The 25,664-nt window shown below is 61.4% G+C and carries 25 protein-coding genes and 1 pseudogene; 7 read left to right on the plus strand and 19 right to left on the minus strand.

The window, feature by feature from the left end:
• Positions 1-107 precede the first annotated feature (107 nt).
• Complete coding sequence (locus WA904_RS07630) at positions 108-728, plus strand: hypothetical protein (protein WP_425196528.1); 621 nt, start codon at positions 108-110, stop codon at positions 726-728.
• A gap of 83 nt (positions 729-811) precedes the next feature.
• On the opposite strand, the gene WA904_RS07635 is transcribed toward WA904_RS07630, so the two are convergent.
• On the minus strand, positions 812-2,125 hold the full coding sequence (locus WA904_RS07635) for a flavin-dependent oxidoreductase (protein ID WP_425196529.1): 1,314 nt from the start codon (positions 2,123-2,125) through the stop codon (positions 812-814).
• A gap of 91 nt (positions 2,126-2,216) precedes the next feature.
• Positions 2,217-3,221 (minus strand): tripartite tricarboxylate transporter substrate binding protein, encoded by a 1,005-nt coding sequence (locus WA904_RS07640; RefSeq protein ID WP_425196530.1) that lies wholly within the window; start codon positions 3,219-3,221, stop codon positions 2,217-2,219.
• A 107-nt stretch (positions 3,222-3,328) separates the two neighbouring features.
• On the opposite strand from WA904_RS07640, the gene WA904_RS07645 reads away from it, so the two are divergent.
• The gene (locus WA904_RS07645) at positions 3,329-3,823 is read left to right on the plus strand and encodes a MarR family winged helix-turn-helix transcriptional regulator (RefSeq protein WP_425196531.1); all 495 of its coding nucleotides are present in this window, start codon (positions 3,329-3,331) and stop codon (positions 3,821-3,823) included.
• A 117-nt stretch (positions 3,824-3,940) separates the two neighbouring features.
• Here WA904_RS07645 and moaE read toward each other — a convergent pair whose 3' ends face one another.
• On the minus strand, positions 3,941-4,429 hold the full coding sequence (gene moaE, locus WA904_RS07650; RefSeq protein ID WP_425196532.1) for a molybdopterin synthase catalytic subunit MoaE: 489 nt from the start codon (positions 4,427-4,429) through the stop codon (positions 3,941-3,943).
• Positions 4,430-4,715: 286 nt separating this feature from the next.
• Between moaE and dapA the strand changes: the two genes are divergently transcribed.
• Complete coding sequence (gene dapA, locus WA904_RS07655) at positions 4,716-5,603, plus strand: 4-hydroxy-tetrahydrodipicolinate synthase (RefSeq protein WP_425196533.1); 888 nt, start codon at positions 4,716-4,718, stop codon at positions 5,601-5,603.
• A 161-nt stretch (positions 5,604-5,764) separates the two neighbouring features.
• Here the strand turns inward: dapA and moaD are convergent, their stop codons facing one another.
• The 6 genes from moaD to WA904_RS07685 form a co-directional block, all read right to left on the minus strand.
• Positions 5,765-6,016, minus strand: coding sequence for a molybdopterin converting factor subunit 1 (moaD, locus tag WA904_RS07660; RefSeq protein ID WP_425196534.1), 252 nt, complete (start codon positions 6,014-6,016; stop codon positions 5,765-5,767).
• Positions 6,013-7,272, minus strand: coding sequence for a gephyrin-like molybdotransferase Glp (gene glp, locus WA904_RS07665; RefSeq protein ID WP_425196535.1), 1,260 nt, complete (start codon positions 7,270-7,272; stop codon positions 6,013-6,015). Before glp ends, moaD begins: the two co-directional genes overlap by 4 nt.
• The gene (mobB, locus tag WA904_RS07670) at positions 7,269-7,802 is read right to left on the minus strand and encodes a molybdopterin-guanine dinucleotide biosynthesis protein B (RefSeq protein WP_425196536.1); all 534 of its coding nucleotides are present in this window, start codon (positions 7,800-7,802) and stop codon (positions 7,269-7,271) included. The genes glp and mobB overlap by 4 nt, the downstream gene beginning before the upstream one ends.
• A gap of 76 nt (positions 7,803-7,878) precedes the next feature.
• Positions 7,879-9,309: a threonine synthase gene (thrC, locus tag WA904_RS07675; protein WP_425196537.1), complete on the minus strand. Its 1,431-nt coding sequence runs from the start codon at positions 9,307-9,309 to the stop codon at positions 7,879-7,881.
• Positions 9,309-10,631, minus strand: a complete 1,323-nt coding sequence (locus WA904_RS07680; protein ID WP_425196568.1) for a homoserine dehydrogenase — start codon at positions 10,629-10,631, stop codon at positions 9,309-9,311. Before WA904_RS07680 ends, thrC begins: the two co-directional genes overlap by 1 nt.
• A gap of 26 nt (positions 10,632-10,657) precedes the next feature.
• The gene (locus tag WA904_RS07685; RefSeq protein ID WP_425196538.1) at positions 10,658-11,929 is read right to left on the minus strand and encodes a pyridoxal phosphate-dependent aminotransferase; all 1,272 of its coding nucleotides are present in this window, start codon (positions 11,927-11,929) and stop codon (positions 10,658-10,660) included.
• A gap of 151 nt (positions 11,930-12,080) precedes the next feature.
• Here WA904_RS07685 and WA904_RS07690 point away from each other — a divergent pair, with 151 nt between their 5' ends.
• From WA904_RS07690 to WA904_RS07705, 4 genes are all read left to right on the plus strand, one after another.
• On the plus strand, positions 12,081-12,482 hold the full coding sequence (locus WA904_RS07690) for an Mth938-like domain-containing protein (protein WP_425196539.1): 402 nt from the start codon (positions 12,081-12,083) through the stop codon (positions 12,480-12,482).
• 245 nt (positions 12,483-12,727) lie between these two features.
• Positions 12,728-13,204, plus strand: coding sequence for a peroxiredoxin (locus WA904_RS07695; RefSeq protein ID WP_348066995.1), 477 nt, complete (start codon positions 12,728-12,730; stop codon positions 13,202-13,204).
• A 310-nt stretch (positions 13,205-13,514) separates the two neighbouring features.
• Complete coding sequence (locus WA904_RS07700) at positions 13,515-15,209, plus strand: PhoH family protein (RefSeq protein WP_425196540.1); 1,695 nt, start codon at positions 13,515-13,517, stop codon at positions 15,207-15,209.
• A gap of 31 nt (positions 15,210-15,240) precedes the next feature.
• Positions 15,241-15,741: a nucleoside deaminase gene (locus WA904_RS07705; protein WP_425196541.1), complete on the plus strand. Its 501-nt coding sequence runs from the start codon at positions 15,241-15,243 to the stop codon at positions 15,739-15,741.
• Here the strand turns inward: WA904_RS07705 and WA904_RS07710 are convergent.
• The 10 genes and pseudogenes from WA904_RS07710 to WA904_RS07755 form a co-directional block, all read right to left on the minus strand.
• Positions 15,738-16,199: a ribonuclease HI family protein gene (locus WA904_RS07710; protein WP_425196542.1), complete on the minus strand. Its 462-nt coding sequence runs from the start codon at positions 16,197-16,199 to the stop codon at positions 15,738-15,740. The genes WA904_RS07705 and WA904_RS07710 overlap by 4 nt on opposite strands.
• Positions 16,200-16,256: 57 nt before the next feature.
• Positions 16,257-17,960, minus strand: a complete 1,704-nt coding sequence (gene ybaL / locus WA904_RS07715; protein ID WP_425196543.1) for a YbaL family putative K(+) efflux transporter — start codon at positions 17,958-17,960, stop codon at positions 16,257-16,259.
• Positions 17,961-18,135: 175 nt separating this feature from the next.
• Positions 18,136-18,336, minus strand: a pseudogene (locus tag WA904_RS07720) (SDR family oxidoreductase); the annotation flags it as partial.
• A gap of 130 nt (positions 18,337-18,466) precedes the next feature.
• Complete coding sequence (locus tag WA904_RS07725; protein WP_425196544.1) at positions 18,467-19,168, minus strand: hypothetical protein; 702 nt, start codon at positions 19,166-19,168, stop codon at positions 18,467-18,469.
• A gap of 103 nt (positions 19,169-19,271) precedes the next feature.
• On the minus strand, positions 19,272-19,886 hold the full coding sequence (locus tag WA904_RS07730) for a hypothetical protein (RefSeq protein ID WP_425196545.1): 615 nt from the start codon (positions 19,884-19,886) through the stop codon (positions 19,272-19,274).
• A 262-nt stretch (positions 19,887-20,148) separates the two neighbouring features.
• Positions 20,149-21,072 (minus strand): dienelactone hydrolase family protein, encoded by a 924-nt coding sequence (locus WA904_RS07735; protein ID WP_425196546.1) that lies wholly within the window; start codon positions 21,070-21,072, stop codon positions 20,149-20,151.
• 107 nt (positions 21,073-21,179) lie between these two features.
• Entirely contained in the window at positions 21,180-21,728 is a 549-nt protein-coding gene (locus WA904_RS07740) for a hypothetical protein (RefSeq protein ID WP_425196547.1), read from the minus strand.
• Between the two features lie 88 nt (positions 21,729-21,816).
• Positions 21,817-22,554 (minus strand): acetoacetyl-CoA reductase, encoded by a 738-nt coding sequence (gene phbB / locus WA904_RS07745; RefSeq protein WP_425196548.1) that lies wholly within the window; start codon positions 22,552-22,554, stop codon positions 21,817-21,819.
• 129 nt (positions 22,555-22,683) lie between these two features.
• On the minus strand, positions 22,684-23,862 hold the full coding sequence (locus WA904_RS07750; RefSeq protein WP_425196549.1) for an acetyl-CoA C-acetyltransferase: 1,179 nt from the start codon (positions 23,860-23,862) through the stop codon (positions 22,684-22,686).
• 45 nt (positions 23,863-23,907) lie between these two features.
• A complete protein-coding gene (locus WA904_RS07755; protein WP_425196550.1) occupies positions 23,908-25,650 on the minus strand; it encodes a PHA/PHB synthase family protein in 1,743 nt (580 codons plus the stop codon).
• Between the last annotated feature and the right edge of the window lie 14 nt (positions 25,651-25,664).

Consider the following 25,664-nt stretch of genomic DNA (forward strand, 5'->3'; position numbering starts at 1 on the left):
CTGTCTGTTTATGCACAGCTTCCCCGGAGCCGGGGTTGACGGAAATCAAGCCCCCGGGAAACGGCCGCCTGCCTGCCCTTGAAAAGGCAGAGGTCTAAAATCAATCCATGAATATCCACCAGGTTTCGATCAGCTACGTTCAGGAGCAGGACCGCATGATGCTCCGCATCAACGGCAAGGACGGTGGCGAGCTGCGCGCCTGGCTGACGCGGCGCCTGGCACTGGCGCTGATGCCTGTGCTCAACCGGACCGCGGCCGAGCAGATCAAGAAAATCGCCACCCCCGCGGAGGCGCCCACCAGCCTGGACGAGCAGCGCGGGCAGTTGCTGACGGCTTTCGAAAAAGAAGCGTCGCTGCGCAGCGGCGATTTCAAGACACCTTACCGCGACCAGCCCGGCCTGCCGGCCGACCTGCCGCTGGGCCCCGAGCCGCTGCTGCTGACCGAAGTGAAGGTCACGCCCATGGGCAACGGCCAGCTGCGCATGCAGCTGTTTGAAAAGCTGCCGGGCCAGGAAGCCGTGCGCCATTTCCAGGTGATGATGGACGCGCCGCTCAGCAACGGCCTGTTGCACCTCTTGCACCAGAGCATCAAGATGTCGCAGTGGCTGGACGTGCCGGCAGCGATGCTGACGCCGCCCGAAAACGTGGCGCTGCCACCGGCTGAAGCCGCAGACACAGAGCCTGCCGAGCTGGCCGCAGACCTGGCCAAGCCCAAATACCTGAACTAAGGAAGCGCCGAACAAGCCCCCTGCGGCGCGCGATCAGCCGGCCTCGGGCGGTCTGCTGCGTTGAATTTCTTGCCAATAGCTGGCTATTGGCTGCGAAATCCGTCTTGCATCCCATCCCGATCCGACTGCCGCACCTCCGCAAGGACTTGTTCAGCGCTTCCCTGGCGTCCCGCCGCTTCCAGAGAGAAGCCGGCCACCTTCTTGTAGTTCTCCGAAATCTCGCGCAGCTCCTGCTGGCTGATCAGCTCGTCAATGTTCGCAAACGGCTTGCCGCCGCTGAGTTCATCGACCTTGATGTTGATGAAGTCGGGCGGCACCGAGCGGTTGGTGAGCACGATGTTGGCCGTCGGAGCCAGGCGCAGTTTTTCATACGCCAGCAAGGCGGCGCGCCCGTCGCCGCCATGGCTGGCCAGTTGCTCGGCCAGCACGCGGCCGTCGATCAGGGCCTGCGCCGAGCCGTTGGAGCCGCGCGGGTACATCGGGTGCGCAGCGTCGCCCAGCAAGGTCACGCGGCCAAAGGTCCACTGCGCCACCGGGTCCTTGTCGACCATGGGGTATTCGAGGATCTGCTCGGCATTGGCGATCAGTGCCGGCACGTCGAGCCAGGGGAAACGCCAGTCCTTGAAGATGCCGAGAAAATCCTTGCGGTCGCCTTCGCGGTTCCAGTCGTTCATGGCTGCGTTGTCACGCTGGATCTCGGCAACCCAGTTGACCAGCTGGTTGCCCGCGTCGTCCAGCTTGTCGACGATGGGATAGATCACCATCTTGCCGGTGTCGATGGAGCCCACGCGCATATAACTTTTGCCGGTGAGGATGGGCTTGTGCCGCGTGACGCCGCGCCAGGTGTTGATGCCGGCAAAGGCAACTTTTTCGTCGGGGTAGAACTGGCGGCGCACCGTTGAATTGACGCCGTCGCAGGCAATCACCACGTCGGCCTGCACCGAAGGCAGGGCCGCGCCGCTGGAGGTGCGCGTGAAGTGCACGGTGGCGCCGCGCTCGTCCTGCTCCACGCCGGTGCAGCGGTGGTCGGTGTGGATGGCCCCTGCGCCCAGGCGGGCCAGGGCCGCCTCGTACAGCAGGCGGTGCAGCTTGCCGCGCGGAATGCCCAGTTCGGGCAGCGCGTAGCCGGCATGGCGGCCGCGCGGCTCGCGGTAGATGAACTGGCCGAAGCGGTTGAAAAACACGCTTTCCTCGTTCTCGATGCCGACCGCTTCCAGCTGGGCCTGCAGGCCCAGCGCGGCCAGCTCGCGCATGGCGTGCGGCAGCAGCGTGATGCCGACGCCCAGCTCACGCACTTCAGGAACGGTTTCAAAAACCTCGCAGGCCAGGCCGCGCTGGTTCAGCGCAAGCGCCAGGCTCAGGCCGCCTATGCCGCCGCCGACGATTGTTATCTTCATGGTGTTCTCGTGGGTTGCCCCGTTGTATGTGCTCAAACTGGCCGCAAGCCCTTTGCGGGTGTGCGCCACCAGCTATCAATTACGTAGCAGATCAGTTGGCGGTGATGCCCTGGGTTTTGATCAGCTGGGCCCATCGCCTGGCGTCGGATTCGACCAGGCGCTGGAATTCGGCAGCGCTGCTGCCGCTCGGGTCCATGCCCTGGGTCTGGAAAGCTTTTTTGACTTCCTCGGTCTGCAGGATCTCCCTGATTTCGCGGTTGTACAAAGCCACCAGCTCGGGCGACGTGCCGGGCGGCGCAAAGATGCCGTACCACATGTCCACGTTCACCTTGCCGGCTTTGGCCTCGGCCAGCGTCGGCAGCTCCGGCAGCAGCGGGTGGCGTTTCTCGCTGCCGATGCCCAGTGCCAGCAACCGGCCCGCCTTCACATGCGGCAAGGCCACATGGATGGGCAAAAACATGGTGTCGATCTGGCCGCCGAGCAGGTCGGTCAGGGCCGGGCCGGTGCCGCGGTAGGGAATGTGCGTGACAAACACCCCGGCCGTCGCCTTGAACAGCTCCATGGACAGGTGGTGCGGCGTGCCGACGCCGGGCGAGCCGTAGTTGAGGCGGCCGGGCGACCTGCGTGCGGCCGCCACCAGGTCTGTCGCGGTTTTGAAGCCGGTTTTGGGGTAGGCGACCAGGATCAGCTGGCCCCAGCTGGTCAGGGTCACTGGTGTCAGGTCTTTTACCGGGTCGAAAGGCAGCTGCGGATACAGGCCCGCATTCATCACCAGCGTATTGACCGTCACCAGCAGCGTGCTGCCGTTGGGCGCGGCGCGCACCACGGCTTCGGTGCCAATGTTGCCCGAGGCGCCGGCACGGTTGTCCACCACCACGGGGCGGCCCAGGCGCTCGGACAATTTCGGGCCAACGGTGCGGGCGATCAGGTCGATGCCGGTGCCGGGGGTGAAGGGTACGATCAGCCGGATCGGGGCCTGCGGCAGGGCCGGCGCCTGGACCGTCTGGGCCAGCACACTGCCTCCGGCGCCGGCCACAGCCAGCAGAAGGCCCAGCTTGAGAGCCAGCCAGCGATGTTGACAATGAGTGATCTGCATCAATACGCTCTTTTGGTTTGCATGCTAACTATTTTTCAAGAAATTCTACAAGGCACAATCCATGAATTCCCTTAGTGTCAGAGTTTGACGAGAGACTTTTTATTACCGTGCCCGCCTTTCTCAACCTTACCCAACTTTATGCCCGTCCCGGCTTTTTGCTGCGCCGTGCCCACCAGATCTCCGCCGCCGTCTTCGAAAACGAATGCCGCAGCGTCGGGCTGACGCCGGCGCAGTTCGGTGTGCTCAGCGTGCTGCGTGCCAGCCCGGGGCTGGACCAGTCCAGCCTGGCACGTGCCCTGGGTTTTGACAAGGTGACGGTGCTGCGCGTGCTGCGCGGCCTGGAAACACGGGGCCTGATCGCACGGGCACCCGCGCCGGCCAGCCGGCGCAACCTGGCGATTTCGCTGTCTGCCGAAGGCCTGGCCCTGCTCAAGCAGGCGCAGGAACCGGCCGACCGGGCCTATGACCGGCTGATGGCCCCGCTGACCAAGACGCAGCGCACCCAGCTGGTGGAACTACTGCAGGTGCTGACCACGGGGCTGGAAAACGAAGCGCGAGCGGCTTTTGTGCCGCCTGAGCAGGAAAGCGGCAGCGCGGACTGAGCCGCGCCAGGGCATCATTCCGTTTCTAAATCATTCGTGAACGCGAAGGCGAAGCGACGACAGTACAAACGTACGGCTAGCGAAGCCGACAAAGTGCACGGATGATTAGAAATGGAATCAGGCGTTGCTGGCCTGGATGCCCCACTTGGCCAGCGCCGCGTCGTCGCTGACCCGCGCATCGACCCAGCGCGCACCCTCCGCCGTCTGCTCTTTCTTCCAGAACGGCGCCTGCGTCTTGAGGTAGTCCATCAAAAACTCGCAGGCCTGGAAACTCTCGCCACGGTGCGCCGAGGTCACCGCCACCAAAACCACCTGGTCCAGCGGCTGCAGCAGGCCGACACGGTGGATCACCCGGACGCCGAAAATATCGAAACGCGCCATCGCCTCGTCGATCATGGCCTCGATGGCTTTTTCGGTCATGCCGGGGTAGTGCTCAAGCTCCATGCTGCTGACGTTCAGGCCATCATTTCGGTCGCGAACAGTGCCTGTAAAAGTGCAGACGGCACCGACCCGTTTGTCGCCCACGCGCAATGCTGCCACCTCGTCGGCAAGGTTGAAGTCTTCGGTCGTGATCAGTACGCGGGGAGATACGTGGTGAGGTTCCATGGTTGCAATTTTGCCACTCACCTACCTGAAGGTGATACATGCAGGTAAGATTTAACGCATGACCGAACGCACAAACCGCCTGACCACCTGGACGCCCTCCGGCGCCCCGGGCCAGGACGCGTGCGCCGGCAAATCGAAAAAACCGTTGCTCATTTGACCGGGGCTGCGGTTCCGTCGTCGAATGAGCGATGGAACCTGCAACAGTCCCCTTCCCCAGGTCTTTCTGCGCGTACCACCTCTTGTTTTGATGGCGGCCTTCAAGCCGGTCGTTTTTCAGGAGGTATTCATGCAAACCACAGACTCACCAGCCCCGGATTTTTCGGGCCTCTGGATTCCACTCGTTACCCCGTTCAACGGTGACAACATTGACCACGCTGCCCTGAAGGGCCTGGTGGCGCATTACCGGGCGAGCGGCATCGCCGGGCTGGTGGTGTGCGGCTCCACCGGCGAAGCCGCAGCGCTGAGCGATGAAGAACAAATCGACGTGCTGCAAGCGGTGATGGCCGGAGCACCGGGCCTGCCGGTGGTGATGGGCCTGTCGGGCTACCACCTGGGTAAAACGGCTGAACGCATCAAGACGCTGGGAGCGCTGGGCATCAGCGGCATCCTGTTGCCGGCGCCCAGCTATATCCGTCCGTCCCAGGCCGGCCTGATTGAATGGTTTACCGCGCTGGCGGACGCCAGCGCCGTTCCGTTGATTCTTTATGACATTCCCTACCGCACCGGCAGCACGCTGGACCTGGCCACCCTACTCACGCTGGCCGGCCATCCGCGCATTTGCGCCATCAAGGACTGCGGCGGCGACCCGGGCAAGACGCGGGCCCTGATTGCCGACGGGCGACTGCAGGTGCTGGCCGGCGAGGACATGAATATTTTCTCCACCGTGTCGCAGGGCGGCCATGGGGCCATTGCCGCTGCCGCGCATGTGCATACGCAGCGGTTTGTCCAGGTCCTGGCGCTATTGAAAGCGGGCGAAGTTGCGCAAGCCAGTGCTTTGTGGGCGCCACTGCTGCCGCTGATCGATGGCCTGTTTTCGGAACCCAACCCGGGCCCGCTCAAGGCGCTGATGGCTCAGCAGGGTTTGCTTCGCGACGGGCTTCGCAGCCCGATGACCCGGGCTTCTGCTGCGCTGGCCGAACGGCTGCAGCGCCTGGACGAGGAAGTCGGAGCTTAGGAGTCTGCATGGCAAAAGGTGCGTCGGCTGCAAAGCGGCCGCGACGGCCCATTTTTCACCGGCTTTTTGCCCCATAGCTACGGCTATGGCGCTGCAAACCCGGCAAAAACTGTGTTCGCCGGGGCCACTTTTCGCTTCAACGCCTTCTGCCGTGCAGACTCCTAACCGCCCGTCACCGGCGGGAAAAAGGCGACCTCGCAGCCTTCGCTCAAGGCCGCAGATTCGTCACTCATGACCTGATTGAGCGCCATGCGCACCGACTTGCCGCGCGCCAGGGCCTGCGCATAGGCGGGGCCGCGCGTGATCAGCTCATCACGCAGGTCGGACAGGCTGGTTGCGCCGGTGTCGACCTGCTCACTGCCCTGCCCGATGGCTTCGCGCACGGACGCAAAGTATTTGACGGTGATTTTCATGCCAGCCATTCCGAAAATGCAATAAAACGCACAATGTCGCCGTGTGCAATGGTCTGCCCGGCCGGGTTGTCCACCACGCCGTCACCCCACACGGCCGAGGTGAGCACGCCGGAGCTCTGGTTGGCAAACAGCTCCAGGCCACCCGCGGCGTTGCGCCGCACGCGCAGGAACTCGCGGCGCCTGTCACCTTTTGCCAAGGTGAAATGGGCTGGAACAGCGATGGACCTGGGTGCAACATCGACCACGCCCTGCAGCCTGAGCAGGAAAGGCTGCACCAGCAGCAGAAAGGTCAGGAAGCTGGACACCGGGTTGCCCGGTAGACCCATGAAGTGGGCGCTGCCGACCCGGCCATAGGCAAAAGGTTTGCCGGGCTTCATGGCGATCTGCCAGAGGTCGAGCGAGCCAAGCTGCTGCACGGCCGGCTTGATGTGGTCTTCTTCGCCGACAGACACGCCGCCGCTGGTCAGGATCAGGTCGTGGTTCTGGCTGGCATTGCGCAGCGCGGCGAGCGTGGCCTCGCGCTGGTCGGGCACGATGCCCAGGTCGCTCACCTCGCAGCCCAGGCGCAGCAGCAAGGCACGCAGGAAGAAGCGGTTGGAGTTGTAGATGGCGCCGGGCCGCATCTGTACGGGCGCCACTTCGCCGGGCATGACCAGCTCGTCGCCGGTGGAAAACAGCGCCACCCGCGGCCGCGCGGCCACCTGCAGCACATCCATGCCGATACTGGCCGCCAGCCCAAGTGCGGCGGGCGTGAGCCGCTCACCTTTTGAGAGCACCGTGGCGCCGCGCCTGACATCTTCACCGGCGCGGCGTATCCACTGGCCGGGGCGGGGAAGCTGCTGGATGCGGACAAAACCTTCGCGGTCGGGTAGCGGCTGGCAGTCTTCCTGCATCACCACGGCATCGGCGCCTTCGGGTATCGGCGCCCCGGTGAAGATGCGGGCGACGGTACCGGGCTCGAGCGTGCTGCCGGTGCTGCCGGCTGGAATGCGCTGCGAGACCTTCAGCACCACACCTTCGTCGGCCAGCTCGGTGCTGCGCACGGCATAACCGTCCATGGCGCTGTTGTCTTCGGGTGGCACCTGCAGCGCCGAGACCACGTCCTGGGCCAGCACGCGGCCGTCGGCATCAAAAGTGGAAACAGTCTCCTGGCCCGCCAGCGGCTTGGCACAGGCCAGCAGTTCGGCCAGCGCGTCGTCAAGCGCCTTGAGCGGCGGACGGGCTACGGAAGCAGGTGAAGCGGCAGAGGTGTTCATGCATACGACTCGGAACGGTAGACAAATCGTTCCTGATTGTCGACCAGCCAGTCTGCAACGGCGTTGACATCGTTCAAATCCAGCACTGGCCTGAGGGTAGCTTGCGGCAGCTGGGCGGGCGAGTCGGTGGCAATGGCGACTACAAAATCGTCATCCGGGTAACGCACGGGCTGGCCGGAGTCGGCGCGCCAGACTTCCACCTTGAGCAGGTCGCTGCTCTTGAAGCCTTCCACCAGCACCCAGTCCACGCCTTCGTACAGTTCGGCAATCAGGTGGTGCACCGACAGCACCGTGGGTTTTTCGAACTCACGGATCAGCGCCAGCCTGTTGTCCGATGCCACCACCACCTCGAGGGCGCCGGCCTGGCGGTGCCGCCAGGTGTCCTTGCCGGGGTGGTCGATGTCGAATTTGTGGTGCGCGTGTTTGACCACCGAGACCCGAAGCCCGCGCTGCTTGAGCGCGGGAATCAGGCTCTCCACCAGCGTTGTTTTCCCTGAGCCGGAATAACCGGCAAATGCAACAACGTTCATATCAAGTTCACCGATCCTGGTTTTGCTACTGATTCAATAGCTGGTGGCACCCGCGCTTAAAGGGCTGGAGGCCGATTTAGCTTGTATGTGCAGCGATGTAGGCTTTCACCTGTGCCACGTCGGCCGGCATGCGCTGCACGCGTTTGGGCAGTGCTTCGATGCCTTCAAATTTGGCCGGCCGCGGCGGCAACTGGCCGAGCGCTTCTTCAATGGTCTCGGCAAATTTGATCGGCAAGGCGGTCTCCAGCACGATCATGGGCACGCCGGGCTGCAGGTTCTGGCGCGCCACTTTCAGGCCGTCAGCCGTGTGCGTGTCGATCATGGTGCCGAAACGCGCAAAGGTGTCGCGAATGGTTTGCAGCCGGTCGGCATGCGTGCTTTTGCCGCTGATGAAGCCGTAGTGCTGCGCGGCCGACTGGAAGGTGGTGTCGCCGCTCAGGTCAAAGCGCCCTTGCTTTGACAACTGCGCGCCGAACAGGTCGGCTACACGCGCTGCGTCGCGGCCCAGCAGGTCGAACACAAAACGCTCGAAGTTCGAGGCCTTGGAAATGTCCATGGACGGGCTGGAGGTTTCGTGCGTGTCGGCGCTGGCGCGTACACGGTACACGCCTGTGCGGAAGAACTCGTCGAGCACGTCGTTTTCGTTGGTGGCCACCACCAGTTGCGCAATGGGCAGGCCCATCATGCGAGCCACGTGGCCGGCACAGACGTTGCCGAAATTGCCCGAGGGCACGGTGAAGCTGACCTTGCCACCGTCTGTTGTGGCAGTCGTCTGGAAGTAACCGGCAAAGTAATACACGACCTGCGCCAGCAACCGCGCCCAGTTGATCGAATTGACCGTGCCGATCTTGTACTTGCGCTTGAAGGCCAGATCATTGGACACAGCCTTGACAATGTCCTGGCAGTCGTCGAACACGCCTTCGATGGCGATGTTGTGGATGTTCGCGTCCTGCAGGCTGAACATCTGCGCCTGCTGGAAGGGGCTCATGCGGCCTTGCGGCGAGGTCATGAATACACGCACGCCCTTCTTGCCGCGCATCGCGTATTCGGCGGCACTGCCTGTGTCGCCGCTGGTGGCGCCCAGGATGTTGAGCTCTTCGCCACGGCGCGCCAGTTCATATTCGAACAGGTTGCCCAGCAGTTGCATCGCCATGTCCTTGAAGGCCAGCGTCGGGCCGTTGGACAGGGCTTCGAGGTAGAGGCCGTCCTCCAGCTTGCGCAGCGGAACAATCTCCGGCGTGCCGAAAACTTCTTCGGTGTAGGTCTTGCTACAAATGGCTTTCAGGTCAGCAGCCGGAATGTCGTCGATGTAGAGCGACAGCACCTCGAATGCCAGCGCGGCATAACCCGATTCGCGGTAAATCGCGCGCCAGCTGTCGAGCAGGGCCGCATTGACCTGCGGATAAGTCTCGGGCAGATAAAGCCCGCCATCGGGTGCCAGGCCTTCGAGCAGGATTTCGCAGAAGCGCTTGCGGTCCGCGTGGCCGCGGGTCGACAGGTATTTCATCAGGCCAGCTCTTCCTTGCGGATACGTGTGATGGGCGAGAGCACAGTGGGCAGCGCCTGCATCTGGGCCAGGGCGCCATTCATCTTCGCTTCCACGCAGTCGTGCGTCAGGATGATGAGGTCGGTGTGGGTGGAGCCCTCACCACCCACCTCATCGGCTTCGCGCTGCAACACGGCGTCGATGCTGATGCCGGCTTCGGCGAGGATGCCTGTCACGCTGGCCAGCACGCCGGCTTTGTCGGCCACATTCAGGCGCAGGTAATAACTGGTGACCACTTCACCCATGGGCAGCACGGGCATGTCGCTCATGGACTGCGGCTGGAAAGCCAGGTGCGGCACGCGCTGCGCAGCGTCGGCGCCGTGCAGGCGCGCGATGTCGACCAGATCGGCAATCACCGCGCTGGCGGTCGGCTCGCTGCCTGCGCCCTTGCCGTAATACAGCGTGGTGCCCACGGCATCGCCCTGCACCACCACCGCGTTCATCGCGCCCTCGACATTGGCGATCAGCCGCTTGGCCGGCACCAGGCTGGGGTGCACGCGCAGCTCGATGCCTTTGGCCGTGCGCTTGGTGATGCCCAGCAGCTTGATGCGGTAGCCCAGCTGCTCGGCGTATTTGATGTCCTGCGCGCCCAGCTTGGTGATGCCCTCGACATAGGCCTTGTCGAACTGCACCGGGATGCCAAAGGCAATCGCCGACATCAGCGTGGCCTTGTGCGCGGCGTCCACGCCTTCGATGTCGAAGGTCGGGTCGGCTTCGGCGTAACCCAGGCGCTGCGCTTCCTTGAGCACCACGTCGAAGTCCAGGCCCTTGTCGCGCATTTCGCTCAGGATGAAGTTGGTCGTGCCGTTGATGATGCCGGCGATCCACTCGATGCGATTGGCCGTGAGGCCTTCGCGCAACGCCTTGATGATGGGAATGCCGCCGGCAACCGCCGCTTCGAAAGCAACCATCACGCCCTTTCGGTGGGCCGCGGCAAAAATTTCGGTGCCATGCACCGCGAGCAGGGCCTTGTTGGCCGTGACCACGTGTTTGCCCGCTTCAATCGCTTCCATCACGAGTGCCCGGGCGATGCCGTAGCCACCGATCAGCTCGATCACGATGTCGATCTCGGGGTTGGCAATGACCCTGCGCGCATCGGCCACCACTTCCACACCCGCACCGGCGGCGGCCTGCGCACGGGCGGTGTCGAGGTCGGCAACCATGGCAATCTCGATGCTGCGGCCGGCGCGACGAAAAATTTCTTCCTGGTTGCGCTTCAGGACGGTGAACACACCGCTGCCCACGGTGCCCATGCCCAGAAGGCCTATCTTGATCGGTTTCAGAGGAGTCGATGTCATTTTTGTTCGGATTATTTGAGAAGCAGTTCGGCCGATTTGTCGGCTGGTTTGGCGCGGGCCGGCTGCCCGCTTTGTCTGCGGCTTTCGAGGAATTTGGCGATGCGCCCAATCGCTTCCCGCAGGTCTTCCTCATGCGGCAGGAAAACAATGCGGAAGTGGTCCGGCGCCGCCCAGTTGAAACCGGTGCCCTGCACCAGCATCACCTTGGTTTCCTTGAGCAGTTCCAGGAAGAACTGGCGGTCGTCGGTGATCGGATAGACCTTGGGGTCGAGCCGTGGGAACATGTAGAGCGCCGCACTCGGCTTGACACAGCTCACGCCAGGAATGGCGGTGATCAGTTCATACGCCAGGTCACGCTGGCGCCGCAGGCGCCCGCCTTCGCAGGTCAGGTCGTTGATGCTCTGGTAGCCGCCCAGCGCCGTCTGGATGGCCCACTGGCCAGGCACGTTGGAGCACAGCTTCATGTTGGCCAGCATGTTCAGGCCCTCGATGTAGTCCTGCGCCTCCTTCTTCGGGCCCGACACCACCATCCAGCCGGCGCGGTAGCCACAGGAGCGGTAGCTCTTGGACAGCGAGTTGAAGGTCAGCGTCAGCACATCGGTGGACAGGCTGGCAATCGCCGTGTGCTTGACGCCGTCGTACAGCACCTTGTCATACACCTCGTCGGCCAGGATCACCAGGCCGTGCTCGCGCGCAATCGCGACGATGCCCTTGAGCAGGTCGTCGGAATACAGCGCGCCCGTCGGGTTGTTCGGGTTGATGACCACGATGCCCTTGGTTTTGGGCGTGATTTTTGCGCGGATATCGGCCAGGTCAGGCATCCAGCCATTGCCCTCGTCGCACAGGTAATGCACCGGCGTGCCGCCCGACAGGCTGGTGGAAGCTGTCCACAGAGGGTAGTCGGGTGAAGGCAGCAGCAACTCGTCGCCATTGTCCAGCAAGGCATTGGTGGCCATGGAGATCAGCTCACTCGCGCCATTGCCGAGGTAGATGTCGTCCAGCGTCACTCCCTTGATGCCCTGCCGCTGGGTTTCGTGCATGACCGCCTTGCGCGCCGCAAAAATACCCTTGCTGTCCGAATAACCGGCCGAGGACGGCAGGTTGCGGATCATGTCCTGCTGGACTTCTTCCGGCGCATCGAAACCGAACACCGCAAGGTTGCCGAGGTTGAGCTTGATGAGCTTTTGCCCCTCTTCCTCCATCTGCTTGGCGGCATCCATGATCGGGCCGCGGATGTCATAAAGCACATTGGCCAGCTTGGCCGATTTGGTGATCAATTTCATGGTCGGTTCTCGTTCTTCAGCTCACGCAGGGTCTGCAGGGACGCAAATAGGCACGCTGGCAAGCGGAAATTGGGGCGGAATCTATAATTTGACCACATAAAACCGCGATTTCACTGGCAGGCACACCCCATCACCCCCGACAGAACACCGCATGAAATTACAGCCTGACCACCTCGACGCTCCATCTATCCTGGGCTACGGGCCGGGCTGGATCGGCCTGGGCAACCAGGGGGTGGCGGAAAAGATCGGGCACAGCATCGTGATCGGCTCGCGCGGTGAAAAATTCGCCTGGGATTGCACCTGCTTTGAAGACCTCACCGCCGCGCACTTCGACCGCCTGGCCGAAACCCGGCCGGAGCTGGTGATTTTCGGCAGCGGGAGCCGCCTGCGTTTTCCACCGCCGGCCTTTTTGCGCAGCCTGATGGCAGCCCGCATCGGCGTGGAAACCATGGACACGCTGGCAGCCTGCCGCACCTACAACATCCTGGCCGGCGAGGGCCGCAACGTGGTCACCGCGCTGCTGATCGAGCCGCCAGACCCTCAAGGCGTTTAAGCAGTTTTTGGCACCCGCGCCCGCATTCTGCAAGCCCGGCGTATCGAACAGAAGCAATCCTGAAAAATGGGCCAGAGGCGCGCTGCCAATGCCTTGCGGCCGCCACTTCCCGCGCCTTGGAACGCCTCTGGAGCTTTCAGGGTAAAATCTAGGGTTGCATCTGGCGCAGCGTAGGGGTTTTGGCCCAAATGTTGCTGTCAAAGCCAACGGCTAATTACAACTACTTTTGTCAGGGTCCAAGCAGTATGGCAGTCGTCGTCAATAAACCACTCCCCGAATTTGAAGCCAACGCCACCAGCGGCGTCAAGGTTTCCAACCAAACCCACCTCGGCCACGTGATGGTCCTGTATTTCTACCCCAAGGACAACACCCCCGGCTGCACCACCGAAGCCATGCAATTCCGTGACCGCTACAAGGATTTCGTCAAGGCCGGCGCCACCGTGTTCGGCGTCTCGCGCGACAACATGAAGTCGCACGACGAGTTCAAGGCCAAGCTCGAGTTGCCCTTCGAGCTGATTGCCGACACCGAAGAAAAGATGTGCCACATGTTCGGTGTGGTCAAGAACAAGATCATGTACGGCAAAAAGGTCAAGGGCATTGAGCGCAGCACCTTCCTCGTGGGTGCCGACGGCACGCTCAAGGAAGAGTGGCGCGGCCTGAAAGTGCCAGGCCATGTGGACGACGTTCTCAAGGCTGTCAAGGCACTCAAAAAAGCGGCCTGAAAAACCCTTGGCACACCATCGTCAAAGGCCCTCAGACATGTCACAAGAGTCGTGCATAATGACTTCATGCTGTTGACCTTAGCGACTGCGCCCACCGAAAAAGCCGCCCTGGCCTCCAGGCGGCTTTTTCGCTTCTTGAACCTTAGGGAGCCACTTAAAATTCGATTGTCGGGATGCAGGGCGAGGCGCACGGAGCGCAGGAACCGGAATGCACTTGGGTGCATGAGGATTCCGAGCACCGCGCAACGCTGCCATGCGTCCGAGAATCGGATTTATAGAGGTTTCCTTTATCCAGTGAGCTTTAAGCACTATGCCCTTGCCACCCGCCCCGACCAAACGTGCCGCTTTGCTTTCTGCCGACGCTCTCGACGCGCCGGCCCGCTCACACGCCAAAGCGACGCGAAAAACGGATCAGGCCGGACCAGCCCACCAACCGGCGGCACTGGAGCTGTTTGACAACCGTTCGGCCGGCGGCGAGGCGGAGCACCCCGCAGCCTACCTGCCCAGAGAGCAGGGGCATGCCGGTACAACCGGCGCGAAAAGTCACCTGAAACAGGGGGCGCCCGCACCGGCCCGGCCCGAGCCCGCGGCCAAGGTCAAAAAGCCGAAACACACCGGACCAGCCAAGCTGTTTGTGCTCGACACCAATGTCCTGATGCACGACCCGATGTGCCTGTTCCGCTTCGAGGAACATGACATCTTCCTGCCCATGATCGTGCTGGAAGAGCTCGACGGCCACAAGAAAGGCATGACGGAAGTGGCGCGCAATGCCCGGCAAACCAGCCGCACGCTCGACGCCCTGGCCGGCACCAGCGGCGCCGACATTGCCAAAGGCCTCAAGCTCGACACCACCGGTCACCGGGAAGCCGGCGGCTGCCTCTTTTTCCAGACCAAACCGCTGGACTACTCGCTGCCGATGAGCCTGCCGCAGGGCAAGGCCGACAACCAGATCCTCGGCGTGGTTGAAGCGCTGCGCAAGGAATATGCACCGCGCGACGTGGTGCTGGTGTCCAAAGACATCAACATGCGGGTCAAGGCGCGCGCGCTGGGCCTGGCCACCGACGACTACCAGAACGACAAGACGCTCGAAGACGGCGACATGCTGTACGCCGGTTCGCTGCCCCTGCCGACCGACTTCTGGACACGCCAGAGCAAGACCATTGAAAGCTGGCAGCAGGGAAGCCACACCTTCTACCGCATCACCGGCCCGATTGTCGGCAGCCTGCTGATCAACCAGTTCGTGTTTTTTGAAGCGCCGGGCGAACCGCCGCTGTACGCCCGGGTCACCGAAATCCGCGCCAAGACTGCCGTGCTGAAAACGCTGAAGGACTATACGCACCTGAAAAATGCCGTGTGGGGCATCACCACCCGCAACCGCGAACAGAACTTCGCGATGAACCTGCTGATGGACCCCGAGGTGGACTTCGTCACGCTGGCCGGAACGGCCGGCACCGGCAAGACGCTGATGGCCCTGGCCAGCGGCCTGACCCAGGTGCTGGACGACCGCCGCTACACCGAGATCATCATGACCCGCGCCACCGTCAGCGTTGGGGAAGACATCGGCTTTCTGCCCGGCACCGAAGAGGAAAAAATGGGCCCCTGGATGGGCGCACTCGACGACAACCTCGAAGTGCTGGGCAAGAACGACAGCGGCTCAGGCGAATGGGGCCGCGCGGCCACCAACGAGCTGATCCGCTCGCGTATCAAGGTCAAGAGCATGAACTTCATGCGCGGCCGCACCTTCCTGAACAAGTACGTGATCATCGACGAGGCGCAAAACCTGACGCCCAAGCAGATGAAGACCCTGATCACCCGCGCCGGCCCGGGCACCAAGATCATCTGCATGGGCAACCTCGCGCAGATCGACACGCCCTACCTCACCGAAGGTTCGTCCGGCATGACCTATGCCGTGGACCGCTTCAAGGGCTGGCCGCACGGCGGCCACATCACGCTGGCACGCGGCGAGCGCTCCCGCCTGGCCGACTTCGCCAGCGAGGTGCTGTGACGCGTTGAGAGCACAGGCGCAGGGTCCGGCCATGCAGTTGCCCTCCCCGCTCGACCTGGCCCTGTTGCGCCAGGCGATTGCGCTGTCAGCCGAGTCCCGCCACAAAGGGCGCCACCCCTTCGCCGCGCTGGTGGCCGATGAAAATGGCGAAGTCATTGCCGTTGCAGGAAACAACTCCATGCCGCCGCAAGGCGACCCGACCCAGCATGCCGAACTGGCAGCCGCCGCGCTGGCTGCCCGCGCGCTGCCGCCGGAGCGCCTGGCCCGGTGCACCCTGTACAGCAGCGCCGAGCCTTGCTGCATGTGTGCCGGCGCGATCTACTGGTGCAACATCGGCCGCGTCGTTTATGGCCTGTCGGAGCAGAGGCTGCTGGAGTTGACAGGCGCACACCCGGAGAACCCGACCCTGTCCCTGCCCTGCCGGCAGGTCTTTGCAAGCGGACAGCGGACCGTCGAGGTGCTGGGCCCGTTGCTCGAAGACGAAGCCGCCCAGCCGCACCAGGGCTTCTGGAACACCGGCGATCAAGGCTAGCGGCGCCGCCTGGTCAACTTCACCAGCCTCTTGGGCGGCAGGCTCAAAGCAGCGCGGGCCAGCGTATCAGCTTCGCCATTGTGATGGCGCGGTATCCAATGCACGGATGCACGGGCGAATGTCTCGAGCAGGGCCCTGGCCTCTGCATAAAGGGGAGCCAGCCGGGCCACGGGTGGCACAAGCGCAGAACCCAGTTGCTCCACGAGAAGACTGCTGTCGCAATAGATCTGCAGCGTAGTCGCACCCCGAACCTGCAACTCGCGAAGCGCAGCCATCAGCGCCCTCGCCTCTGCCTCGTTGTTGCAGCCACGCGTATCCGTCGCAGCGGAAAGCAGGTGACGCGTGCCGTTGGGCTCGACCAATACCGCCCCCAGACCCATCCGGCCAGGGTTGGGCACCGCGCTGCCATCGCAATGAATGGTCCAGGTTTCAGGGGGCAACGGGGCAGCTTCGGCCATACCAGAGGCTAACCCAATTGTCGATTCATCTCTGACGACGATATCCGCCCGGCCACCTTACGGGACAATATGCGGCGCCACTGCCGACCGCTCCAGGACATGCCGCGTCATCGATTGCGCAAGTTCTTCCTCGCCCAGGAATATCTTTCCTGCGTTTTCGCTTTCCAGCAGTTTCGCTTCAGCCTCGTTGTGGGTGCGGACCACGATTTCAATCTCGGGATTCAGCGTGCGCGCCGTGTTGATCATCTGCCGCACGTTCAGGGTATCGGGCGTGGCAACCACCAGCATGCGCGCATTGGCGATATGGGCCTGCGCCAGCACCACCGGTTCTGCCGCGTCGCCCGAGACGGCCATCAGGCCCTGGGTGCGCAGTCTTTCGACAACTTCGCGGTTCTGCTCGACCACCACAAACGGCAGGTGCTGGGCCGCCAATGCATCGGCGATGCGCCGCCCCACCCGGCCATAACCCACCAGTACCACCTGGCGCGACAGGTATCTTTCCTCAGTGCTGGCGGGCAACTCGGCTGTCGGATCATCACGCGCCTCGAGCTTGCGGGCCAGCGGCGACCTGGCGAGTATCCAGCGCTGCAGCGGCTCGACCGACTTGAACACCAGCTGGTTCAACGCAATCGAGATCAGCGCGCCGGCCAGCACCAGACTCTGGCCCTCGGGAGGAAGCAAACCGAGCGACGCACCCATCGCCACAAGGATGAAAGAGAACTCGCCAATCTGCGCCAGGCTGGCCGACACCGTGAGTGCGGTGTTCAGCGGGTAGCGAAACGCAAGGACCAGCGCCGCAGCGGCCAATGATTTTCCGACCACGATGATGGCCACCACCGCCAGCACCTGGAGAGGCCGCTCGACGATGACCCAGGGGTCGAACAGCATGCCTACCGAAACGAAGAAAAGCACGGCGAAGGCGTCGCGCAGCGGCAATGACTCTTCGGCGGCACGGTGGCTGAACTCCGACTCGCGCATGACCATGCCTGCAAAGAATGCACCAAGTGCAAACGACACGCCAAAGAGTGCGGTGGCACCATAGGCAATGCCCACTGCAGCGGCCACCACGCACAGGGTGAAAAGCTCGCGCGAACCGGTGCGCTGCACCTGCCAGAGCACCCACGGGAAAAAGCGGCGCCCGACCACCAGCATCAACGCAACAAAACCGCCGACCTGCAGCAGCGTGATGCCCAGCGTTTTCCAGAGCATGTTGACATCGACCCCAGCCTTGCCCGACAACCAGCTGCCCAGCGGCGGCAGCAAAACCAGCACCAGCACCATGGCCAGGTCCTCCACCACCAGCCAGCCGACGGCGATGCGGCCATTGGCCGAATCAAGCACACCACGGCTTTCCAGCGCGCGCAGCAGCACGACGGTACTGGCCACCGACAGCGACAGCCCAAACACCAGCGCGCCGCCCAGGTTCCAGCCCCACCAGTGCGCCAGACCCATGCCTAGTGCGATAGCCACCGTCATTTGCACCACGGCGCCCGGCACGGCAATCTTGCGCACCGCCAGCAGGTCGTCGAGGGAGAAGTGTAGGCCTACACCAAACATCAGCAGCATCACACCGATCTCGGCAAGCTGGCTCGCAATCGCGGCATCGGCCACGAAGCCAGGGGTGAACGGGCCGATCAACACACCGGCAAACAGGTAGCCCACCAGCGACGGCAATTTCAGGCGTGCGGCCAGAAAGCCGAAGATCAGGGCCAGCCCAAGACCGGCGGCGATGGTGCTGATGAGGGAGACGCTGTGCGGCATGCGTTAGGGGTTCCTTCAAGGAGAGACGGTGGAGGGACCTTGCGTGAGCACTTGCCAATGACAGGCAACTGCCGCAGAACCAATTGGGGGCGAAGGCTTTCCAGCCCGAATTCATTATAAAAAGAGAAAGCAACAACCCGCCGAAGCGGGTCTTTGGGAAGTTGAAGCCCGCGCCTCACCCCATGTGCAACCCACCATTGAGCGAGAAGTCGGCTCCCGTCGCATAACCGCCTTCGTCGGAGGCAATCCACGAAATGATGGAGGCGATTTCTTCCGGGGTGCCAAGGCGTTCGGCGGAAATGCCAGCAACAATTCTCTCGAGCATGTCGGGGCTAACCATGTTGGTGAAGGTGGAGCAGGGGCTCACAGTGTTGATTTACTGGCCACCTCGCTCACCCGAAGGTTGTTCAAACATAACCTTTGCCGTAGCGACTTCCGAGTACGTGTTTCACCGCACGCAATGTTGCAATGCAAGACCTGACACCCACATTGGGAAATTAAAATGCTCAATAGCCGACCGGTGGTTTTACTCCGAAACGGATACCTAGCTGCTTTAGGCAGGTCGCGCGAGGGGATTTTTCGTCCTCGTAGTGATAAGTAAGCGTCAATAAGCTTCCGGTCACTGGATTCAAAATATACGAGTTAACGTCCCAAAACGGCGCGACCCAAGGTAGACCGTGAAGCGGGCGCGCTTTCATTCTCGCGTCGAGGTGCGCCTTACCAAATATGCGGTCTGCATTTGCCGGAGTTATGCAGGCCACGACTGGAAAGCCCCCGATATCCATCCCACCGGCATACGGTGTGTTATCGGCCGCGCGATACCCTGTGCGGTATAGCTGAGTGACGACCAGCATTTCCTCTGCTTGATCCATCACCGGGACGTTGTACCGCCAGCGGTTCGCTACCTTGTGGGAGAGATTCCCCAACATTGAGTCCCACTCTAGAACCTCAAATCCTGTGACTGCCTGCAGGCGCTGAGGATCCCCGATGACATTCAAATCCAAGGCCACTTTCAAGCGGCCAAGAAAATCGAGCACTTGCAGCTTCTTGTCTTCCAAGTTCTTTTCTTGGTGCGTCAAGACGATTGCTGATTGCGCTGCAACGCATACACAGCTTGCAAGGGCGGCGATTCCGAAGACAGCCTTCGCACTCCGTCTGAGAATTTCCACAATTTTTCTTTTACTCGTTGACGTAGTTAAGATTTTCATATGCCGATCCAAAAATCCTCATTTGCACACGACCTACCTAGGCATGCACCATCCCAATCGCTGGTGGCATTGTTATTGTTATCGCTGTCATGCCAAATTTTCCTTACTTCCTTTCCCATGAATTGAGTTTGGCAAATATGCCGGCGTCTATGTTTTCCCAGTACGGCAGTAGATCCATTGCGTACTCGTAGTACGCAAAGTATCCTTCCTCGACGCTATTGCGCTCAACGCGGCAACGTCCCATTTCGACAGCAACCCACAAGCCATTCAGACAGTCGAATTGCAGCGATTCACCTTTCAAGGTGACGCCTTTGCAATGTATGGCGCCGGGATTACTTTTTGGACTGATGCAACTTAGCTCGAACTGGTTGAATTCATCTACATCTTTCCAGTTAGTGCGCCTGCTTGAAAAAGCTTCTGCTTGCGCAGTCTTGTAAGCTGCGGACTCCTTATAAGTCTTAGTTGTGTCCAACTCCTTCATAGTCAGCGGCCGAGCTTCATGCACGACGATTTGATTCACCGCATATTTGCGTCCAATATCAACAGAAGGATATCGACCATAGGTTGAGCTGTGACGTAGAACCTCGGCCAACTCATAAGTTGTGCCTTCAAAATTCGGGTAGGTTAAATTGAACTGCAGGTGGGGTGGGTAATACACTTTCGTGTTGTCTCCACCCCAAAAATCAAAGCGCTTATAGTTTTCCGGCATGTGATACATGCGACCATCCATCACATACCTAAAAATACGTGTCGAATACCGATCTGGAGGGACCACAGGAGGAAGATCAGTTCGCCACATGGGTCGCAGCGTGTCCACGACTTCCTGCACGCGACTACATGACAGGCACGTCGAAGCGAGAAGTAGACACATCAGAGTCATTCGCAATTTGAAGAACAGTTTAGTCACGGCAGATGGCTCCGATACGCAGTAATGGGCGGGGTAGATAAGTGTGGTGCCCAGCACATTCAGACGGGGGGGCTCACTTTTTTATCTCCGGCGCCCGAATGGCCGGGTAGCCATTGGCTCGCAGAAACTCCAGCACGCGTGGCTGCCAGATTTCCGGAGCCTTGCTGAACAAGCCGTGCCCATCGGCTCCGAGGGGTGGGTACAGCGTGTATTCGCCTATGCCGCCAGCTGCCTTGAAGGCGTCAAACCATTCCTTGGGGAACTTGGGACCAAGGAACATGTCGTTCTCGGTGTAAATCCAAAGGGTAGGAATGCGCGCGGTTTTTCCGTAGTTGGCAAACATGCGCTCCAGCAACGGCGTGGCGCATGGTTGTTGCGGCTTGGTTTTTGGGTTGCCGCCACCGCCGCCAGCAAAGTTGATGGTGGCTTGGATGCCAGGCGGGTTTTGCGCTGCAACGGTGATGGCCGTCGCGCCGCCGAAGGACTGACCCATGATGACGGCGCGGTCCTTGGCCGCGTCGGGGCGTTGACGCAGGATCTCAAGAACCTTCAACGTCTGTTCGGCAGCGGCCGCATAGCCAGGCGGGTAGTTTTTTCGGTTGCACTCGCCCGTGTATTCAACATCTTCGCCGCCGCTTTCGCCATAACCAACGCGGGTGGGCACGGCCACCATAAAGCCAAGGCGAGTGAGCCATCTTGAATTGGTCGAATATTTGGCTCGTCCCACAGCGGCACGACCTTCTGCCTCGGGGGCGCGCCCGTGGCCCAGCACCAGCAAAGGATAGGGCTTGGGTGCAATGTCGTCATAAAAGATCGTGACAACGATGTCCTGCGCCACCTCTTTGCCATAGTTGTCGGTCACCTTGACGGGTACCTTGATGACTTCTTCTATCAACTTCGCATGAGCGGAAGTGGCCCATAAACCTCCAATAACAAGCGCGGCTTGAAAGAGCGATTTCAAACGAGTTGGCAGGTGCAAAAAGCAGGGAGACAGCATTTAAATGGTTCTTCCGAAATTCTGGCTTGCACCGGTCTGGGTGAGGGACACCGGGTGCTGCAACTCAAAGACCTCAAGCGCGGCAATAGCAGCCAAAGGCAGCCCCCTCAGTCATATTTATAACCAAACAGTCGGCTCAACGGCAAGGCCGCTATCAATCCCAAGACAACAAACATTGAGGTAATAAAGAACCATCCCACTACGAAAAGGCCAAATCTTTCCGCAAAAAAGTAGGTAAGCATATCGACCCTCTTCCAGGGGCGAGGCTTCATCGTCGCGATAACCAATATCGCGCCTCCAAACACCAGAAAAGTTTTCAGAAAATAGCTAAAGCCCAAAGGTTCCTGCTTGTAGAGCTTTGCTTTCAGCGTTCGGATTCCACATATTGCCGCGACAAGAGTCCAAAACGGCCCACTTACCCATAGACAGCTCAACGCAAATCTAGTCCACTGCGGATCCACAGCTCTGGACGACATGCTATTAATCATAGGAATCCAGTCAGTCGCCACGCTTACCAGCTCCTTAGCCCAAGGCCAATTCGCTGCACCAGAAGGTAAACAGACCAGCGGCAACATAAGAAGAAACCAAGGCAGCATCCACACCACTTGACCTGGGTTTCGCAACGCGTATTCATTCGCTGATTGAACAAAGGTCATTGCGGTGATTTTGGATGAAAACACTTTGCCTCCAACGTATAAAAAAACCCGCCGAAGCGGGTTTTTTTACGAAGTTAATGCTTGCGCATCACCCCATGTGCAAACCACCATTGAGCGAGAAGTCCGCGCCGGTTGCGTAACCGCCTTCGTCCGAGGCAATCCACGAAATGATGGAGGCGATTTCTTCCGGGGTGCCCAGGCGTTTGGCGGGCACGCCGGCAACGATTTTTTCGAGCACGTCGGGGCGTATCGCCTTGACCATGTCGGTGCCGATGTAGCCGGGGCTCACGGTGTTGACTGTGACGCCCTTGGCTGCAACTTCTTGCGCCAGCGCCATGGTGAAGCCGTGCAGGCCGGCCTTGGCGGTGGAGTAGTTGACCTGGCCGAACTGGCCCTTCTGGCCGTTGACCGACGAGATGTTGATGATGCGCCCGTAGCCGCCTTCGATCATGCCTTCGATCACCTGCTTGGTGACGTTGAACATGCTGTCGAGGTTGGTGGAGATGACAGCGTCCCAGTCGGCCTTGCTCATCTTGCGAAACTGGCCGTCGCGTGTGATGCCGGCGTTGTTGACCAGCACGCTGACCGGGCCGTGTTCTGCCTTGACCTTGTCAAACGCGGCAACCGTGGAGTCCCAGTCGCCGACATTGCCGACCGAGGTGTAGAAGGTATAGCCGAGTGCTTTCTGCTCGTCGATCCACTTGGTGAAGTCACGCGTGGGGCCGCAACCTGCGACCACGGTGAAGCCGTCCTTGTGCAGGCGCTGGCATATCGCGGTTCCGATGCCGCCCATGCCGCCTGTGACGTATGCAATTCTTTTAGCCATGTTTGTGCTCCTTGGTTTTAGTTGTCGATGCTGTTTGCAAAACCCGTGCCATGCCGTGAATCAGGTGCTATCAAATAAATAGCTGTCTGCGCTTTATGGACGGGCGCTGGAGCCTGTTTTACTCCAAATTTAGCGTTCCAGTGTGAGGGCAACCCCCATGCCGCCGCCGATACACAGGCTGGCGATGCCTTTTTTGGCATCGCGGCGCACCATCTCGTGGATCAGCGTGACCAGGATGCGGCAGCCGGACGCGCCGATCGGGTGGCCGATGGCAATCGCGCCGCCGTTGACGTTGACCTTACTGGTGTCCCAGCCCATCTCCTTGTTGACGGCGCAGGCCTGCGCGGCAAAGGCTTCATTGATCTCGAGCAGGTCCAGGTCCTGCGCCTTCCAGCCGGCGCGCTGCAGCGCCTTGGTCGATGCCGGCACGGGGCCCATGCCCATGTAGGCCGGGTCCAGGCCGGTGGTGGCGTAGCTGGCGATGCGCGCCAGCGGCTTGAGGCCCAGCGCGGCGGCCTTCTTTGCGGTCATGACCATCACGGCGGCGGCACCGTCGTTGATGCCGGAGGCATTGCCGGCGGTCACGCCGCCGGCCTTGTCAAACGCGGGGCGCAGACCGGCCAGGCCTTCGGCGCTGGTCTTGCGGTTGATGAACTCGTCGGCCGAAAACACCAGCGGGTCGCCCTTCTTTTGTGGGATGGAAAACGGGATGATCTCGCTTGAGAATTTGCCGGCATCCTGCGCGGCCATGGCCTTGGTCTGGCTGGCCAGGGCCAGTTCGTCCTGCATGTCGCGGCTGATGCTGTACTTCTTGGCGACGTTTTCGGCGGTGATGCCCATGTGGTACTGGTTGTAGACGTCCCACAGGCCGTCGACGATCATGGAGTCGATCATTTTCCAGTCGCCCATGCGCTGGCCGTCGCGCGAGCCGTTGAGCACGTGCGGTGCGGCGCTCATGTTTTCCTGGCCGCCGGCGATCACGATCTCGCTGTCGCCGGTGGCGACCGACTGCGCGGCCAGCATGACGGCCTTCAGGCCCGAGCCGCAAACGGCGTTGATGGTCAGGCCGGGAATCGCGTGCGGGAAGCCCGCTTTGACCACGCTCTGGCGCGCAGGGTTCTGGCCCACACCGGCAGCCAGCACCTGGCCCATGATGACTTCACCCACCATGTCCGGGGACAGGCCGGAACGCTCGGCGACGGCCTTGATGACAGCCGCGCCCAGTTCCGTAGCGGGTGTCTTGGCGAGGCTTCCGCCGAACTTGCCGACGGCGGTGCGTGCAGCTGAAACAATGACGATGTCTTCCATGATTTACTTTCTCCGGTTAATTTTTTCGGGCTTGAACTGCAAGCATCAGGCCTTGACGTAGCGGCCAGGTGCAGGCTCGATGGCCTTGTACTTGCGGCTGCCATAAGTTTTGGGGGCAGCAATCTGCTTGCCGGCATGGCTTTGGAGCCAGTCCGACCAGTCGGTCCACCAGCTGCCGGGGTGTTCTGTCGCGCCCTGGAGCCATTCGGCCTGTGTCGCCGGAAATTTGCCCTGGGGCAGCTTGTCACGGGTCCAGTAGCTGCGTTTTTTCTTGGCAGGTGGATTGATGACTCCGGCGATGTGGCCCGAAGCACCCATGACAAAACGCTTCTTGCCCGGCAGCACCTGCGTCGAGGCGTAGGCGCCGCCGACCGGCACGATATGGTCTTCGCGCGAGCCGTAGATGTAGACCGGCAGATCGAGCTTGCCGAGATCGACCTTCTGGCCGCACACCGTCAGTTTGCCGGGTTTGGCCAGGTTGTTTTCAAAGTAGGTGTTGCGCAGGTACCAGGCGTAAAACGGCCCCGGCAGGTTGGTCGAATCGCTGTTCCAGTAAAGCAGGTCAAACGGCGGCGGGGTTTCGCCCTTGAGGTAGTTGCCGACCACGTAGTTCCACACCAGGTCGTTCGGGCGCAGGAAGCTGAAGGTGGACGCGAGATCCTGGCCCTTGAGCAATCCGCCCTGGCCCATCTGCGTTTCACGGAACTTGACGGACTGTTCGTCGATGAAGATGTCCAGGATACCGGTGTCGGTGAAATCCAGGAAGGAAGTCAGGAAGGTGGCGCTGGCCACCGGCTTCTCGCCACGCGCTGCGAGCACCGCCAGCGCGGTGCCCAACATGGTGCCGCCCACGCAAAAACCCAGCGCATTGACGGTTTTCGCGCCGGTGATTTTCTGCGTGACTTCGATGGCCTTGAGGACGGCCTGCTCGATGTAGTCGTCCCAGGTCTTATTGGCCATGGACTCGTCGGGGTTGCGCCAGCTGACTACAAAGGTGCGGTGGCCCTGCGCAACGGCGTAACGGATCAGCGAATTCTCGGGTTGCAGGTCGAGGATGTAGAACTTGTTGATGCAGGGCGGCACCAGCAGGAAAGGCCGCTCGTAGACCTTCGCGGTCAGCGGCTTGTATTCGATCAGCTGGAAAAACTCGTTTTCAAACACCACGGCGCCTTCGGTGGTGGCGACGTTTTTGCCGACCTCGAAGACGCTTTCGTCGGTCATGGACACATGGCCCTGCTTCATGTCGTGAAGCAGGTTGGTCAGGCCCTGGGCAATGCTTTCGCCCTGGGTTTCGAGGGCTTTTTTCTGCGCTTCGGCATTGAGCGCCAGGAAGTTGCTGGGTGCCGAGGCGGCCATCGCCTGCTCGACAGCAAACCGCACACGGGCCTTGGCTTTTTCATCCCCCTCCACTGCATCGGCAAGGCCCATCAGGGTGCGGGCATTGAGCAGGTAGGCTGAAGCGGCAAACTGGGCCACCGGGTTGCTGCGCCAGGCTTCGTCGGCAAAGCGGCGGTCGGACGGCACGCCAGCAGGCGCAGCACCGGCGTGCAGGCCACTGTTCCAGAGGGCCGTGATGTCCTTGAGGTAGGACTGCTGGATTTCGATCAGTTTGGCGGGGTCAAGCTGCAGGGGCGGCGGGGCCGATAGCGCCGGCATGGCCAGCGTCGGGAAACCCGGCGCGGCACCCAGGCCGGCACCGGCCATGGCGCCCATGACCTGCTGGAGACCCTGTGCAAAGGTCTCTTGCATCTGTTGGGCTGCTTGCGCCAGGTTTGCGTCAGAATTCATGCTTGTCTTCCCGG

This window comes from Polaromonas sp., from assembly GCF_049790275.1.
GTDB lineage: Bacteria > Pseudomonadota > Gammaproteobacteria > Burkholderiales > Burkholderiaceae_C > Polaromonas.

What these genes read in the sequence shown, in the direction of transcription:
- WA904_RS07630 (WP_425196528.1), top strand. Translation starts at nt 108, where the DNA reads ATGAATATCCACCAGGTTTCGATCAGCTACGTTCAGGAGCAGGACCGC.
- WA904_RS07635 (WP_425196529.1), bottom strand. Translation starts at nt 2,125, where the DNA reads ATGAAGATAACAATCGTCGGCGGCGGCATAGGCGGCCTGAGCCTGGCG.
- WA904_RS07640 (WP_425196530.1), bottom strand. Translation starts at nt 3,221, where the DNA reads ATGCAGATCACTCATTGTCAACATCGCTGGCTGGCTCTCAAGCTGGGC.
- moaE (WP_425196532.1), bottom strand. Translation starts at nt 4,429, where the DNA reads ATGGAACCTCACCACGTATCTCCCCGCGTACTGATCACGACCGAAGAC.
- dapA (WP_425196533.1), top strand. Translation starts at nt 4,716, where the DNA reads ATGCAAACCACAGACTCACCAGCCCCGGATTTTTCGGGCCTCTGGATT.
- moaD (WP_425196534.1), bottom strand. Translation starts at nt 6,016, where the DNA reads ATGAAAATCACCGTCAAATACTTTGCGTCCGTGCGCGAAGCCATCGGG.
- glp (WP_425196535.1), bottom strand. Translation starts at nt 7,272, where the DNA reads ATGAACACCTCTGCCGCTTCACCTGCTTCCGTAGCCCGTCCGCCGCTC.
- mobB (WP_425196536.1), bottom strand. Translation starts at nt 7,802, where the DNA reads ATGAACGTTGTTGCATTTGCCGGTTATTCCGGCTCAGGGAAAACAACG.
- thrC (WP_425196537.1), bottom strand. Translation starts at nt 9,309, where the DNA reads ATGAAATACCTGTCGACCCGCGGCCACGCGGACCGCAAGCGCTTCTGC.
- WA904_RS07685 (WP_425196538.1), bottom strand. Translation starts at nt 11,929, where the DNA reads ATGAAATTGATCACCAAATCGGCCAAGCTGGCCAATGTGCTTTATGAC.
- WA904_RS07690 (WP_425196539.1), top strand. Translation starts at nt 12,081, where the DNA reads ATGAAATTACAGCCTGACCACCTCGACGCTCCATCTATCCTGGGCTAC.
- WA904_RS07695 (WP_348066995.1), top strand. Translation starts at nt 12,728, where the DNA reads ATGGCAGTCGTCGTCAATAAACCACTCCCCGAATTTGAAGCCAACGCC.
- WA904_RS07700 (WP_425196540.1), top strand. Translation starts at nt 13,515, where the DNA reads ATGCCCTTGCCACCCGCCCCGACCAAACGTGCCGCTTTGCTTTCTGCC.
- WA904_RS07705 (WP_425196541.1), top strand. Translation starts at nt 15,241, where the DNA reads ATGCAGTTGCCCTCCCCGCTCGACCTGGCCCTGTTGCGCCAGGCGATT.
- WA904_RS07710 (WP_425196542.1), bottom strand. Translation starts at nt 16,199, where the DNA reads ATGGCCGAAGCTGCCCCGTTGCCCCCTGAAACCTGGACCATTCATTGC.
- ybaL (WP_425196543.1), bottom strand. Translation starts at nt 17,960, where the DNA reads ATGCCGCACAGCGTCTCCCTCATCAGCACCATCGCCGCCGGTCTTGGG.
- WA904_RS07725 (WP_425196544.1), bottom strand. Translation starts at nt 19,168, where the DNA reads ATGAAAATCTTAACTACGTCAACGAGTAAAAGAAAAATTGTGGAAATT.
- WA904_RS07730 (WP_425196545.1), bottom strand. Translation starts at nt 19,886, where the DNA reads ATGTATCACATGCCGGAAAACTATAAGCGCTTTGATTTTTGGGGTGGA.
- WA904_RS07735 (WP_425196546.1), bottom strand. Translation starts at nt 21,072, where the DNA reads ATGCTGTCTCCCTGCTTTTTGCACCTGCCAACTCGTTTGAAATCGCTC.
- WA904_RS07740 (WP_425196547.1), bottom strand. Translation starts at nt 21,728, where the DNA reads ATGACCTTTGTTCAATCAGCGAATGAATACGCGTTGCGAAACCCAGGT.
- phbB (WP_425196548.1), bottom strand. Translation starts at nt 22,554, where the DNA reads ATGGCTAAAAGAATTGCATACGTCACAGGCGGCATGGGCGGCATCGGA.
- WA904_RS07750 (WP_425196549.1), bottom strand. Translation starts at nt 23,862, where the DNA reads ATGGAAGACATCGTCATTGTTTCAGCTGCACGCACCGCCGTCGGCAAG.
- WA904_RS07755 (WP_425196550.1), bottom strand. Translation starts at nt 25,650, where the DNA reads ATGAATTCTGACGCAAACCTGGCGCAAGCAGCCCAACAGATGCAAGAG.